This is a genomic window from Prauserella isguenensis (genome assembly GCF_014191605.1).
GTDB lineage: Bacteria > Actinomycetota > Actinomycetes > Mycobacteriales > Pseudonocardiaceae > Prauserella > Prauserella isguenensis.
Window position 1 is genome coordinate 596,583 of record NZ_JACHWU010000002.1, and the last position, 13,671, is coordinate 610,253.

At 71.5% G+C, this 13,671-nt stretch carries 10 protein-coding genes; 2 read left to right on the forward strand and 8 right to left on the reverse strand.

Annotated features, from left to right (window positions below):
• Positions 1-24 precede the first annotated feature (24 nt).
• The 5 genes from FHS23_RS11270 to FHS23_RS11290 are packed head-to-tail and all read right to left on the reverse strand — an operon-like array spanning position 25 to position 4,985.
• On the reverse strand, positions 25-1,221 hold the full coding sequence (locus tag FHS23_RS11270) for a lipid-transfer protein (RefSeq protein ID WP_183652793.1): 1,197 nt from the start codon (positions 1,219-1,221) through the stop codon (positions 25-27).
• Positions 1,218-1,607, reverse strand: a complete 390-nt coding sequence (locus FHS23_RS11275) for a MaoC family dehydratase (protein ID WP_183652796.1) — start codon at positions 1,605-1,607, stop codon at positions 1,218-1,220. Before FHS23_RS11275 ends, FHS23_RS11270 begins: the two co-directional genes overlap by 4 nt.
• Complete coding sequence (locus FHS23_RS11280) at positions 1,604-2,656, reverse strand: bifunctional MaoC family dehydratase N-terminal/OB-fold nucleic acid binding domain-containing protein (RefSeq protein ID WP_183652809.1); 1,053 nt, start codon at positions 2,654-2,656, stop codon at positions 1,604-1,606. Before FHS23_RS11280 ends, FHS23_RS11275 begins: the two co-directional genes overlap by 4 nt.
• Positions 2,653-3,816, reverse strand: coding sequence for an acyl-CoA dehydrogenase family protein (locus tag FHS23_RS11285; RefSeq protein ID WP_183652813.1), 1,164 nt, complete (start codon positions 3,814-3,816; stop codon positions 2,653-2,655). Before FHS23_RS11285 ends, FHS23_RS11280 begins: the two co-directional genes overlap by 4 nt.
• Positions 3,816-4,985 (reverse strand): acyl-CoA dehydrogenase family protein, encoded by a 1,170-nt coding sequence (locus FHS23_RS11290; RefSeq protein ID WP_183652816.1) that lies wholly within the window; start codon positions 4,983-4,985, stop codon positions 3,816-3,818. The genes FHS23_RS11285 and FHS23_RS11290 overlap by 1 nt, the downstream gene beginning before the upstream one ends.
• Positions 4,986-5,200: 215 nt before the next feature.
• Here FHS23_RS11290 and FHS23_RS11295 point away from each other — a divergent pair, with 215 nt between their 5' ends.
• Entirely contained in the window at positions 5,201-6,475 is a 1,275-nt protein-coding gene (locus FHS23_RS11295; RefSeq protein ID WP_183652820.1) for an alpha/beta hydrolase, read from the forward strand.
• On the opposite strand, the gene FHS23_RS11300 is transcribed toward FHS23_RS11295, so the two are convergent.
• Positions 6,432-8,594: an acyl-CoA dehydrogenase family protein gene (locus FHS23_RS11300; protein ID WP_183652823.1), complete on the reverse strand. Its 2,163-nt coding sequence runs from the start codon at positions 8,592-8,594 to the stop codon at positions 6,432-6,434. The genes FHS23_RS11295 and FHS23_RS11300 overlap by 44 nt on opposite strands.
• A 119-nt stretch (positions 8,595-8,713) precedes the next feature.
• Here FHS23_RS11300 and kstR point away from each other — a divergent pair, with 119 nt between their 5' ends.
• Positions 8,714-9,358: a cholesterol catabolism transcriptional regulator KstR gene (kstR, locus tag FHS23_RS11305; protein ID WP_183652840.1), complete on the forward strand. Its 645-nt coding sequence runs from the start codon at positions 8,714-8,716 to the stop codon at positions 9,356-9,358.
• Positions 9,359-9,441: 83 nt separating this feature from the next.
• Here the strand turns inward: kstR and FHS23_RS11310 are convergent, their stop codons facing one another.
• Both FHS23_RS11310 and icmF read right to left on the reverse strand, forming a co-directional pair.
• On the reverse strand, positions 9,442-10,275 hold the full coding sequence (locus FHS23_RS11310; RefSeq protein ID WP_183652843.1) for an LLM class F420-dependent oxidoreductase: 834 nt from the start codon (positions 10,273-10,275) through the stop codon (positions 9,442-9,444).
• A 136-nt stretch (positions 10,276-10,411) separates the two neighbouring features.
• The gene (gene icmF, locus FHS23_RS11315) at positions 10,412-13,648 is read right to left on the reverse strand and encodes a fused isobutyryl-CoA mutase/GTPase IcmF (protein ID WP_183652845.1); all 3,237 of its coding nucleotides are present in this window, start codon (positions 13,646-13,648) and stop codon (positions 10,412-10,414) included.
• Positions 13,649-13,671: the final 23 nt, after the last annotated feature.

Sequence of the window (13,671 nt, forward strand, 5' to 3'; positions counted from 1 at the left end):
CCGGGTGCAGGACACGCGACGGGGTCAGGGCGCCGTGAGGACGAGACCGCTGGTCGGCACGCCGGTTCCAGCGGTGACCAGCACCGTCTCCGCACCCGCCACCTGGTTGGCCGCGGTGCCTCGCAGCTGCCGCACCGCCTCGGCGATGCCGTTCATCCCGTGGATGTACGCCTCACCCAGCTGCCCGCCGTGCGGGTTGAGCGGCAGCTGCCCGTCCAGTTCGAGCCTGCCGTCGGCGACGAAGTCCTTCGCCTCCCCGCGGCCGCAGAAGCCGAGCTCCTCCAGCTGCATCAGCACGTACGGGGTGAAGTGGTCGTACAGCACCGCCACGTCCACATCGGACGTCGTGCGGCCCGACTGCCGCCACAGCTGCCCGCCGACGACGCCCATCTCCGGCAGCGCGGCGAGGTCGTCGCGGTAGTAGCTGGTCATGATGTACTGGTCGGGTCCGCTCCCCTGCGCCGCCCCGGCGATGACGGCGGGCGGCCTGCGCAGGTCGCGGGCCCGCTCGGCGCTCGTGACGACCAGCGCGACCCCGCCGTCGCTCTCCTGACAGCAGTCGAGCAGGTGCAGCGGTTCGGCGACCCACGTGGACGCTTGGTGATCGGCGAGCGTGATGGGCTTGCCGTGGAACCACGCGTGCGGGTTGGTCGCGGCGTGTTTGCGGACCGTGACGGCGATCCTGCCGAAGTCCTCACTGCTCGCGCCGTACTCGTGCAGGTACCGCCGGGCGACCATCGCAACCGTGGCCGCGGGCGTCGCCAGGCCCGCCGGGTAGTGGTACCCGTTGTCCACGCCCGAGGTGTTGACCTGCTGCGCGACCGCCGAGGACACCTGGCCGAACCGGTTTCCGGAACGTTCGTTGAAGGCGCGGTAGGCGACGACGACGTCGGCCGCTCCGGTCGCGACGGCCATCGCGGCCTGCTGCACCGTCGCGGCGGCGGCACCGCCGCCGTAGTGGACCCGGCTGAAGAACGTCAGTTCGGGAATGCCCAGTTCCCGCGCGAGCGCGATCTCCGCGTTGCCGTCCATCGTGAAGGTCACCAGGCCGTCCACATCGGAGGCGGACAGGCCCGCATCGGCCAGGGCCGCCGAGACGCATTCGCTCGCGAGTCGCAGCTCCGTCCGGCCGGAGTCCTTGGAGAACTCGGTCGCACCGATCCCCGCGATCGCCGCCGCTCCCCCGATGCCCGCCCCGTCCCGTCGGGTCCCGCCGGTCATGCCGTCACCTCGATCCGCACCGTCGCCGACACGTGTTCACCCAGACCGTCGGTGCCGGACACCGACACGGTCACCTCGTCACCGTCGACCTCCGCGACGCGGCCGGTGAAGGTCAACGTGTCGCCCGCGTAGCACGGCACGCCCAGGCGCAGGGAGATCGACCGGACGAGTGCGTCGGGGCCCGCCCAGTCGGTGACGAACCGCTGCACCAGGCCCGTGTCGGTCAGGATGTTCAGGAAGACGTCCTGCGATCCGCGGGCGACGGCCGCGTCACGATCGTGGTGGACGTCCTGGAAGTCGCGCGTCGCCAGGGCCGTTGCCACCACGAACGTCGGGGTGGCCTCGACGGTCAGCGGCGGCAGCTCCGCCCCCACGGGGATGGTCATGACCGCACCTTCCAAGCCGGCAGCGTCAGGTCGTCGTCGATCCGGTCGAAGCTCGCCTCCACCGGAAGTCCGATGTGGACCCCGCCGGGGTCCGCGCCGTGCAGTTCGCCGAGCACCCGTACCCCCTCGTCCAGTTCGACGAGCGCGAGGACGAACGGCAGGCGTTTTCCCGGTACGGGCGGGTGATGGTGGACGACGAAGCTGTACACCGTGCCGGTTCCCGCCGCGACGATGTAGTCCGGTTCGGCATCCAGGTCGCCGTCCGGGGCCATCGGACCCGGCGGGTGCCGCAGCGTCCCTCCCCACCGCTGGATCCGCAGTTCGCCTACGCGCAGCCCCTCCCAGAAGAACGCGTTGTCCCGCGTCACGACCGGGCGCAGCACCGTCGCGGCGGCCGCCTCGCCGCGCCCCGCGCCGTCGTCGCCCTTCCCGCCGGTCGTCGCCCGGCCCTCGCTCGCGGCGTTCCCGTCGGGACCGCCCGGGGCGGTCTCCGCCTCGGGCGGGCGGAACTTGAGGATCCGGAACGTCATCTCCGCCACCGGTTCGTCGCCGACGTACCAGGTCGTGCGGGTGGTGACGAACCAACCTTCGCCGAGGGCGGTCCGCTTCGGCCCGACGACGTCGTCCAGCACCGCCGAGGCGGCGACGTGTTCGCCGGGCCGCAGATAGCGGTGGTAGGTCTGCGCCGAGTCGGTCGCGACGACCGACGTGTAGCCGGCCTCGTCGAGCAGGTCGGTCATGCGACGGAGCGGGTCGTCGGCCGGGCGCACCCCGTGCAGACCGCGCATGGTCCACACCTGGGCCATCGCCGGCGGCGCGACGAGCTCGCCGTGCACGGAGGCGGCCGCGGCGTCCGGATCGGTGTACACCGGGTTCGTGTCGCCGATGGCCTCGACCCAGTTGTTGATCATGGCCTGGTTGACCGGATCGCGCGCCGGATCGGCAGCCGACGGACCGGCGGCCGCGATCTCGCGCGCGGCCGCCTCGATGCGCCCACCCTCATCGGTCGCCGCGGCGGGGCCGGTCGCGGTCCGCTCCGTGGCCGTCATCGCGGCACCCTCGGCAGTCCCAGCCCGAACTGGGCGATCAGTTCCCGTTGGATCTCGTTCACTCCGCCTCCGAACGTCAGGACGGTGTTGCGTTTCGTGAGCGTGTCCAGCCGTGCGGCGAGCTCGGCCGTGTCGGGATCGGACGGATCGCCGTGCCTGCCGACCACTTCCTCCAGCAACCTGCTCACCCGCTGATGCCGGTCGGACGAAAGCACCTTCGTGGCCGAGGCATCCGCCACGGACCCGGTCTCGGACACGGCGACCTGCCAGTTCAGCAGCTCGTTGACCCGCACGAGCGCGTACACCTCGCCGAGCGCCCGCCGCACGTCGGGCAGCTCCAGCAGCGGCGTTCCGTCGGGGCTCTTCCGCGCGGCGGCCCAGGTGCGCACGCGGTCGTAGAGGCCGCCGATCCGGCCCGCAGGGCCGAGCATGATCCGCTCGTGGTTGAGCTGGGTCGTGATGAGTTTCCACCCCGCGTTCTCCTCGCCCACCAGCATCGACTGCGGAACGCGCACGTCGGAGTAGTACGTCGCGTTCACGTGGTGCGCGCCGTCGCAGGTGATGATCGGCGTCCACGAGTAGCCGGGGTCGGCGGTGTCGACCACGAGGATCGAGATGCCCCGATGCCGGGCGGCGTCGGGATCGGTGCGGGCGGCGAGCCAGATGTAGTCCGCGTCGTGGCCGCCCGTGGTGAAGATCTTCTGCCCGTTGACGACATAGGACTCGCCGTCGCGGACGGCGGTGGTGCGCAGCGCCGCGAGGTCGGTGCCGGCCTCCGGTTCGCTGTAGCCGATGGCGAAGTGCACCTCGCCCGCCAGGATCGCAGGCAGGAAGCGGCGTTTCTGCTCCTCGGTGCCGAACCGCTGCAGGGTCGGCCCGACGGTCTGCAGCGTCACCGCGGGCAGCTGCACGTCGGCGCGCGCGGCCTCGTCGGCGAAGATGTGTTGTTCGACCGGCCCGAACCCGAGTCCGCCGTGCTCCTGGGGCCAGCCCACACCGAGCCACCCGTCCCGGCCCATCCGGCGCACCACCTCGCGGTACGTCGGCCCGTGCCGCTCGGTCAGCAGCAACGTGCGTTCCTCCGGTGTGACGAGTCGGGCGAAGTAGCGGCGCAGTTCGTCGCGCAACCGTTCCTGCTCCGCGGTCAGTGCGATGTGCATCAGGCGGCACCTCCCGCGAGCGCGCCGACCCGGTCGAGCCGCAGTGACGACCCGCCGATGCCACGGACCAGGTCTTTCAACAGCGACGAGTACCGGTGCAGCGGGTACGTCTCGTCGAGGCCGATCCCGCCGTGCAGGTGGTGGCACGTGGCCAGCGCGAGCGGTGCCTGTTCGGCGAGCCAGTACGCCGCGACCTCCAGATCGGCGTCGGGCTCGTGCTCCTCGGCCAGCCGCCAGGCCGCCGACTCCGCGGCCAGATGCACCGTGCGGGCGGCTACGTAGACGTCCGCGATCTGCTGGGCGACAGCCTGGAACGTGGCCAGTGGGCGGCCGAACTGTTCCCGGGTCGCCAGGTGGGTCGTGGTGAGCGCGAGCGCTCCGGCCAGCAGGCCGTCACCGAACGCCGCGGCACCGGCCAGCGCGTGCCGGTGCAGCACGCGCAGCGCCCGTCCCGGTTCGGCGGGAGCGGCGGGATCGGCCAGCGGGGGTCCGGTGTCGGCGCCGTCGAGCCGCAGGACCGCCTCGGGCACACCCGACGATGTGGGAGCCGGAGTCAGGTGCACCCCGGGCGCCGACGGCTCGAGCAGGAACACACCCGTGCCACCACCGGTGAGCGTGGCCGGCACGAGGATCCCGTCGGCCTCGGCGGCCATCGGCACCGCGGTCTTCACTCCGTCGAGCCGCCACGTCCCGTCGGCCGCGTCTCTCGTCGCCACCCCTGTAGTCGCCGCCCCTGTCACCACTGTGCCGTCGCTCGCCGTCGCGGCGGTCGCGGCGGTCGCGGGCCGGTCGGTCATCGGGGACGACGGTTCGTGCAGTGCGGCGGTCAGCAGTGCGTCCCCGGCCGCCACGGCGCGCAACAGCTCCGGACACCGCTCGGCCCCGCCGAGATGTACGAGCGGGGCCAGGCCGAGCGACAGCGTCGCCCACGCCGGAACCCGCGAACCGGCCCGGCCCGCCTCGCGTACGACGGCGGCCGTCTCCGCGGCGCCGAGCCCGTCCCCGCCGAGCGATTCGGGCAGGGTGAGCGCCAGCAGTCCGGCGTCGGCCAGCGCGCGCCACGGTGCCGTCGCGCTCGGGTCGCCGTCCTCGCCGCCCGCGGGTCTGGCCAGCGCGCCCGCCGCGAGCTCGGCCGCGGCGCGCTGCGTGTCCTCCGGGGTGAAATCCACGCGACTCCTTCGTCCAGCGTCGTCCGGCCCGTCGCCCGCGCGGCTGCGCACCCGCCGCGCCCGTGGCTCCGCCGGATGACGAATACCGGAACAATATTTGTAACATGTTCTAGTTTGCGCGACGAAAGTGCTGTGTGGCAAGAACCGTGCACGGATCCATGGGCGGAACCGGTTCTCGACCGGCCCGACAGCCGGCCCCCGGATACGCTTGCGGCATGCACGCGTTGTTCCGCACACGCCGAGCGCTGCAACTGGCCTTGACGACCAACGCGATCCGGCCGTGGTCCGGACACCGGGTGTCGGTCCCCGCCTTCGCCGCAGGCTGGCTGACCTCCGAGCTCGCGCCGCACCTGCTCGCACTCACCGCCGCCGACGCCGCCGCGCACGTCACCCGACACCGCCGGGCGAGCGACCCCGCGGGCCTGGCCATGGCGGCCGCATCGACGGGTGGCCTCGTGGCCCTGATCGCATCCGCACGGCGCGCCCGCGGTGTCGTCGACGCCGCACTCACCGCCGCGATCGGACCCGACGACCGCGGCGGAACCGAGGGACGCACCCCCGACGACGTGGCTACCCCGTGGGGCAGGCTGGCCTTCCCGTTCCGCATGGACACCGACGGCGTGCGCCGCGACCGCGACATCGCCTACGCGCAGGGCGGCCGCCGATTCCTGCTCGACGTCTACCGACCCGACGAACCCGGCAGCGGCAGGCCCGTACTGCTGCAGGTCCACGGCGGCGCGTGGATGACCGGCAGCAAGAACGAACAGGGCGTACCGCTGATGCTGCACATGGCCCGGCGCGGCTGGGTCTGCGTGGCGATCAACTACCCGCTGTCGCCCACATCGCGCTGGCCCGAGCACATCGTGGCCGCCAAACGGGCCCTCGCGTGGATCCGCGAGCACATCGCCGACTACGGCGGCGACCCGTCGTTCGTCGCCACCACGGGCGGCTCGGCGGGCGGACACCTCGCGTCGCTGCTGGCACTCACACCGAACGATCCCGCGTTCCAGCCGGGATTCACCGGCAGCGACACGAGCGTGCAGGCCTGCGTACCGCACTACGGCGTCTACGACTTCGCCGCGACGAGCGGCTCCCGCGCGAGCGCGGCGCGGATGCGCGGCCTGCTGGCACGGCACGTCATGGGCCCGGACCCGACCCACGAGGACTACGTCGCCGCCTCCCCGCTCGACCGCGTCACCGACGGGGCGCCGCCGTTCTTCGTGATCCACGGCGACCAGGACAGCCTCGTACCCGTCCGCGAGGCACGCCGGTTCGTCGATGCCCTGCGCGCGACCTCGCGCGAGCCGGTGGCCTACGCCGAGATCCCGGGCGCGCAGCACGCCTTCGACATCTTCCCGTCGATCCGCAGCGCCCACGTCGTCGGTGGCGTCGAGCGGTTCCTGGAATGGGCGCACGACCACCACACGCGCCGAGTGGACCGGCCCGCTAGCGGCGAGGCAGGCCCAGCAACCGCTGCGCGACCACGTTGAGCAGCACCTGCGTCGTCCCGCCCGCGATGCTCAGACACCGGGACAGCAAGAACTCGTGCTGCGCGGACCGCGTCGCGTCGTCGGCCACGACACCCCGTGATCCGAGGACGTCGAGCGCCGTCTCGGCGACCTCCTGCCGGTGCCGGACGCCGAGCAGCTTCTGCACGCTCGACTCGGCGCCCGGCTGACCACCGCCGAGCCTGCGCACCGTGTCCCGGACACCGAGCACCGACACCGCCGACCCGCCGACGACGAGACCACCGAGCCGCTCCGCGTCGATGTCCGGTTCCGCGGCCAGGAGCTGCTCCACCGCCTCACCGACCGCCGAACCGCCGCCGAGGGCGACGCGCTCGTTGGCCAACGTCGTGCGCGCGAGCGCCCACCCGCCGTTCACCTCGCCCACGACGTCGGCGTCCGGCACGAACACGCCGTCGAGGAACACCTCGTTGAACCGGACCTCCCCGGTGATCTCACGCAACGGCCGTACCTCGATGCCGGGCGCACGCATGTCGACGAGAAAGTACGTGATGCCTCGGTGCTTCGGGGCGTCCGGCTCCGTGCGAGCCAGGCAGATGGCCCGGTCCGCCTCGTGCGCCAGGGAGGTCCAGACCTTCTGCCCGGTCAGCCGCCATCCGGGGACACCCTCGTGCTCGGCGCGTTCCGCCGAGGTGCGCAGGGACGCGAGATCCGATCCGGCACCGGGCTCGCTGAACAGCTGGCACCACGTCACGTCACCGCGCAACGTCGGCAGCACGAAGCGTTCACGCTGCTCCTCCGAGCCGTGTTCCAGGATCGTCGGCAGCGCCCACGCGCCCACCACCAGATCGGGCCGCGTCACGCCGACGCGGTCGAACTCGCCGTCGATCGCCAACTGCTCGGCGGGCGTGGCGTCGAGACCGTACGGCCGCGGCCAGTGCGGCGCGAGGTGACCGCTCTCGGCCAGCCGCACCCGGGCGGCGCGCTCGTCCAGGCCGGCCACCTCGGCCGCGACCGCAGCCGCCGCGTGGCGCGTCGCCGCCAGGTCTCCACCGGCGTGGGCGTCGACGTCGACCTCGACGCCACGCCGCACGCCGACCCGGGTCAGCTCGCCCGCCCTGCGGCGCCACGGCTCGCTGCCGCCGAGCAGCTGACGCAGCGACACGGCGCGGCGCAGATACCGGTGCGCGTCGTGTTCCCACGTGAAGCCGATTCCGCCGAGCACCTGGATGCAGTCCTTCGCGGTGTCGACCGCGGCGTCGAGCGCACCCGCCGCCGCGACGGCCGCGGCCACGGCGAACTGGTCACCGTCGGCCGTGTCGGCGGCACGCGCGGCGTCCCATGCGAGCGCAGCCGCCGTCTCGGACCGGCACAGCATCTCCGCACACAGGTGCTGCACCGCCTGGAACGCGCCGATCGGCCCGCCGAACTGTTCGCGCACCCGTGCGTACTCGCTCGCGGTCCGCACGCACCACTCCGCGACCCCGGCGGCCTCCGCGGCGGCCAGGGTCGCCGCCAGTTCCGGTACCGCGACGCGGCCCAGCACGTCCGTGGCCGGCACGGCCACCCCGTCGAGCCGCGCCGTCGCGACCCGGCGACTCGGGTCGAAGGCCTCGTGCTCGGTCCGCCGCGTCCGTCCGGCGTCGACCGCGAACCACACCGTGTCCGTGGCGCACGTGCTCGCCGCGGCCCCGTCCACCGGACCGGCGGAGGTCCGTGCCGCGAGCAGCAGCACGTCGGCCTCCGGCCCGTCCGGCAACGCGGACGTGATCCCGTCCACGACGAGTCCGCCGCCGACGTCCGGACGGGCGACCAGCCGGCCGGGTTCGACGGCCACGGCGGCACGCACCGAGCCCGCCGCCACGGCCGGCGCGTACTGCGTGGCCACGACGGTGTCCGGCCGTCGCGCCCACGCCAGCCCGGCCAGGATCGTGCCGAAGCCGACGTCCGCCAGCGCACCCGCTCCGGCCGCGACCCCGGTGACCAGGTCCGTGACGCTGCCGCCCGCACCGCCGAGCACCTCCGGCAGTGCGATCGCAGGCAGCCCGATCCCGGCGATCGCCGGTGCCGGGTCGGCGGAGCGCGCCGCGGCGCTCACGGCGTCGGCCAGTGCTCGTTGCTCGTCCGTCATCGCGATACCCACGACGCCGATTGTAGAACATGTTTCACTTAACCGGGTGTAACCCGAGGATCGCTTTCAGCAAAAGTTGGGTAGACTGCACCTCAGGACTGGAACAGGTTCTTCAACCAGGAGAGATGCCGATGGCAAGCAAGCCCAAGGCGCCGGCCTCGTCGAAGACGGCGTCCCGGAGCTCCACCGCTCTCGGCCCGATGGGCGGGGACGAACCCGGGACGGCGGCCCAGCGCGACCGGCGCAAGCGCATCCTCGACGCGACCCTCGCCCTCGCGGCGAAGGGCGGCTACGACGCCGTGCAGATGCGCACCGTCGCCGAACGCGCCGACGTCGCCCTCGGCACCCTCTACCGCTACTTCCCTTCCAAGATCCATCTGCTCGTGTCCGGCCTCGCGCGTGAGTTCGAACGCGCGCAGGAGAAGCTCGACCGGGGCAGCATCCCGGGCGAGACGTCCACCGAGCGACTGCTCGTGGTCCTGGGCCGCAACACCCGGATGATGCAGCGCGATCCGCACCTCACCGAGGCGATGGTGCGGGCGTTCATGTTCGCCGACACCACCGCCGCGGCCGAGGTCGAACAGGTCGGCGCCATGATGGAGAACATGTTCGCCAAGGCGATGGGCATCGACGAGCCCACCGACCACGACCGCGACGTCTTCCACGTGATCGCCGACGTCTGGATGGCCAACCTCGTCGCCTGGGTCACCCGCCGCGCCTCCGCCGCCGACGTCGCCAAACGGCTCGAGCTCTCCGTCCACCTGCTCCTCGACTGAGCATCCCGGCGACACACCCGCCCGCGCGTGCCCCGGACCCTTCGCAGGGCCCGGGGCACGCGCGTGTCGTGTGCGCGGTGGCGTCAGCCCGCGTAGCGCTCGGCGAACGCGGCGAACTCGTCGAGTTCCCGCAAGGTGTCGGATTCCGGCGCGGTCTCGAGCATGAACGTCACGTGGTCGACCCCGGCCTCGGCCCAGCCCGCGATGGTCTTCTCGTCGGCGGGAGCCCCGAAGATCGCCATCGGCACGTTCGGCTTGCCGTGGTCGGCGAACCACGCCTGCGCCTGCCGGATCTCGTCCGGCGTGGTGTGCGGCCGCGGCAACCAGCCGTCACCGAAGGCGACGGTCCGGCGCAGTGCGGCCGGGCTCTCCCCGCCCACGTAGATCGGCGGGTGCGGCGTCGCGGCGGCCTTCGGCCACGCGTACACGGGGTCGAAGTCCACGAACCTGCCGTGGAACTCGGCCTGCTCCTCCGTCCACAGTCGCCGCAACGCCTCCAGCTGCTCGTTCATCAGCGCGCCGCGCGTCGCCGGGTCCACCCCGTGGTTCCGCATCTCCTCACGGTTCCAGCCGACCCCGACGCCGAGGACGAACCGACCGCCGGACACCAGGTCCAGACTCGCCGACTCGTTCGCGGTGTGGATCAGGTCACGCTGCGGCAGCAACGCGATCCCGGTGCCCACGGTCAACTCCCGCGTCGCCGCGGCGGCAGCGGTCAGCGCCACGAACGGGTCGAGCGTGCGGTAGTACTTGCGTGGCAGGTCACCGCCGTCGGGATACGGCGTCTCCCTGCTGGCCGGGATGTGGGAGTGCTCGGCGAGGAACAACGAGCTCAGGCCCCGCTGCTCCAGCGCCGCACCCAACGGCCCCGGACGGATTCCCTCATCGGTCACGAACGTCGAAACACCGAACTTCATATCCACGACCAACCCGCCGGCACCGGCGTGCATTCCCGGACCGGACAGCCCGTGCCGATCGCGCCTGCCCGATCGCGCCCGCCCGACCGCGGGCGCCCGCCCACGACGATCGCCCTGCGGCCGTCGCGGGCGGGCCTCAGACGTTACGGCGGTACTGGCCGCCCACCTCGAAGAACGCCTCAGTGATCTGGCCGAGCGAGCACACGCGCGCCGCGTCCATGAGCACGGCGAACACGTTCTCACCCCGCGCCGCCGCGTCCCGCAGCCGCGTCAGCTGCACCTGCGCCTCCGCGTGGTTCCTCGCCTGGAACTCCTCGAGCCGCTGCAGTTGCGAACGCTTCTCGTCCTCCGTGGCGCGGGCCAGTTCGACCTCGCCCTCCGCTTCGTCGTCGTCCGGGTTGCGGAACGTGTTCACCCCGACGATCGGCAACTCGCCGTTGTGCTTGAGCCGCTCGTAGGTGATCGACTCGTCCTGGATCTTGCCGCGCTGGTAGCCGGTCTCCATCGCCCCGAGCACGCCCCCGCGTTCCGAGATGCGCTCGAACTCGGTGAGCACGGCCTCCTCCACGAGGTCGGTCAGCTCGTCGATGATGAACGAGCCCTGCAACGGGTTCTCGTTCTTCGACAGGCCCCATTCCTTGTTGATGATCATCTGGATCGCCATCGCGCGGCGCACCGAACTCTCGGACGGCGTCGTGATCGCCTCGTCGTAGGCGTTGGTGTGCAGCGAGTTCGCGTTGTCGTACAGCGCACACAGCGCCTGCAGCGTCGTGCGGATGTCGTTGAAGTTCATCTCCTGCGCGTGCAGCGACCGCCCTGAGGTCTGCACGTGGTACTTGAGCTTCTGCGACCGTTCCCCCGCGCCGTAGCGCTCGCGCATCGCCACCGCCCAGATCCGCCGCGCCACCCGGCCCAGCACCGAGTACTCGGCGTCCATGCCGTTGGAGAAGAAGAACGACAGGCTCGGCGCGAACTCGTCGATGTCCATGCCACGGGCCAGGTAGGACTCGACGTAGGTGAACCCGTTGGCGAGGGTGAAAGCCAGCTGCGAGATCGGATTCGCTCCGGCCTCGGCGATGTGGTAGCCCGAAATGGACACCGAGTAGAAGTTCCGGACTCCGTGCTCGATGAACCACTCCTGGATGTCCGACATCATCCGGAGACTGAACTCCGTGGAGAAGATGCAGGTGTTCTGGCCCTGGTCCTCCTTGAGGATGTCGGCCTGCACCGTGCCGCGTACCTGCCGCAGTGTCCACTCGCGAATCTCGGCGGCCTCGTCGGCGTTCGGCGCACGCCCGTGCTCGGCGCGGAACGCGTCCGTGCGCTGGTCGATCGCCGTGTTGAGGAAGAACGCCAGGATCGTCGGGGCGGGGCCGTTGATGGTCATCGACACCGACGTCGACGGTGCGGTGAGGTCGAAGCCGTCGTAGAGCGCCTTCATGTCGTCCAACGTCGCGATCGAGACGCCCGACGTGCCCACCTTGCCGTAGATGTCCGGCCGCGTGTCCGGGTCGAAGCCGTACAGTGTCACCGAGTCGAACGCCGTCGACAGGCGCTTGGCCTCCGAGTCGGCCGACAGGTATTTGAACCGCCGATTGGTGCGGAACGCGTCACCCTCCCCGGCGAACATGCGGGCCGGATCCTCACCGTCGCGTTTGAACGGGAAGACACCCGCGGTGTACGGGAAGTAGCCGGGCAGGTTCTCGCGTCGCAGGAACGACACGAGCTCGCCCTTGTCCTTGTACCGGGGCAGGGCCACTCGCGGAATCCTGCTGCCGGACAACGTGTCGCGCCACAGCTCGGTGCGGATCTCCTTGTCCCGCACCGTGAACGAGAGCGCCTCGCCGCGGTACGACTCGGACAGTTCCTCCCACCGGCCGAGCAGCTCGACCGTCCTTCCGTCCACGTCGGACTCAGCGCGTTCGAGGAGCCGGTCGAGCGCCGCAGCGTCCCCGCCGTCGGCGGCGAGCGCATCCCTGGCGACGGCGAGGTGCTCGCGGGTACGCACGGCATCGGCCTGCCGTTCGGTCTCGGCGTGATAGCCGCGCACGGTCTCGGCGATCTCCGCCAAGTACCGCACGCGGTGCTGCGGAATGATCGTCGCCGTCTGCGTCGAGACCTTGCCCTCGACCGGCGCGAGCGTCCCCGCCGACACCGACAGCCCGGCGTCGGCCAGCATGTCGCGCAGCCGCTGGTACAGCGCGGTCACGCCGTCGTCGTTGAACGTCGCAGCACTCGTTCCGTAGACCGGCATGTCCTCGGGAACGGAACCGAAGGCCTCACGGTTGCGCACCAGCTGCCGCGCGACGTCACGCCGAGCGTCCTCGGCACCACGACGTTCGAACTTGTTGATCGCCACGACATCGGCGAAGTCGAGCATGTCGATCTTCTCGAGTTGCGAGGCCGCACCGAACTCGGGCGTCATCACGTACAGCGAGTGGTCGACGTGGTCGACGATGCCCGCGTCGCCCTGGCCGATGCCCGGCGTCTCGACGACGACCAGGTCGAACCCGGCAGCCTTGCAGGCGAGCACGGCCTCGTCGAGCCCCTGCGGAATCTCCCCGCTGGTCGTGCGGGTGGCCATCGACCGGAAGAACACGCGGTCGCCGTCGAGGCAGTTCATCCGGATCCGGTCACCGAGCAGGGCACCGCCGCCGCGACGACGTGTCGGGTCGACCGCCACCACCGCGATCCGGAGTTTGTCCTCCTGGTCGTTGCGGAAGCGGCGCACGAGCTCGTCGGTGAGCGACGACTTGCCGGAACCGCCGGTACCGGTGATGCCGAGCACGGGCACCGTCCGAGTGCGAGCGGACTCGCGAACGGCGGTGAGCCACTCATCGGACAGGACTCCCTGCTGCAGTTGCGAGATCGTCCGCGACAGCGTCCGCGTGTCCCCCGCCAGCAGCTGATCCAGATCGCCGGCCTGATCGCGGGCCAGGTCGACGTCACATTCCCGGATCATGTGGTTGATCATGCCGGGCAGCCCGAGCTCCAGCCCGTCCTCCGGGGAGAAGATCCGCGCCACACCCCGTGAGTGCAACAGGTCGATCTCGTCCTGGACGATGACGCCGCCACCGCCGCCGAAGACCTTCACGTGGCCCGCCCCGCGGTCCCGGAGCAGTTCGACCAGGTACGAGAAGTACTCGACGTGCCCGCCCTGGTAGGCACTGATGGCCACGCCCTGCGCGTCCTCGGCGATGGCCGCGGTCACGACCTCGTCGACGGACCGGTTGTGCCCGAGATGGATCACCTCGGCACCCTGCGCCTGCAGGATGCGCCGCATGATGTTGATCGAGGCGTCGTGTCCGTCGAACAGGCTCGCCGCCGTGACGAACCGGACGGGGTGCACAGGCTGGTGCAGCTCGGTGGTCATGCCACCAAAATACTTGGACTTCC

Excerpts from the sequence above, each read along its gene's own strand:
- FHS23_RS11270 (WP_183652793.1), bottom strand. The coding sequence starts at position 1,221 with ATGACCGGCGGGACCCGACGGGACGGGGCGGGCATCGGGGGAGCGGCG.
- FHS23_RS11275 (WP_183652796.1), bottom strand. The coding sequence starts at position 1,607 with ATGACCATCCCCGTGGGGGCGGAGCTGCCGCCGCTGACCGTCGAGGCC.
- FHS23_RS11280 (WP_183652809.1), bottom strand. The coding sequence starts at position 2,656 with ATGACGGCCACGGAGCGGACCGCGACCGGCCCCGCCGCGGCGACCGAT.
- FHS23_RS11285 (WP_183652813.1), bottom strand. The coding sequence starts at position 3,816 with ATGCACATCGCACTGACCGCGGAGCAGGAACGGTTGCGCGACGAACTG.
- FHS23_RS11295 (WP_183652820.1), top strand. The coding sequence starts at position 5,201 with ATGCACGCGTTGTTCCGCACACGCCGAGCGCTGCAACTGGCCTTGACG.
- kstR (WP_183652840.1), top strand. The coding sequence starts at position 8,714 with ATGGCAAGCAAGCCCAAGGCGCCGGCCTCGTCGAAGACGGCGTCCCGG.
- FHS23_RS11310 (WP_183652843.1), bottom strand. The coding sequence starts at position 10,275 with ATGAAGTTCGGTGTTTCGACGTTCGTGACCGATGAGGGAATCCGTCCG.
- icmF (WP_183652845.1), bottom strand. The coding sequence starts at position 13,648 with ATGACCACCGAGCTGCACCAGCCTGTGCACCCCGTCCGGTTCGTCACG.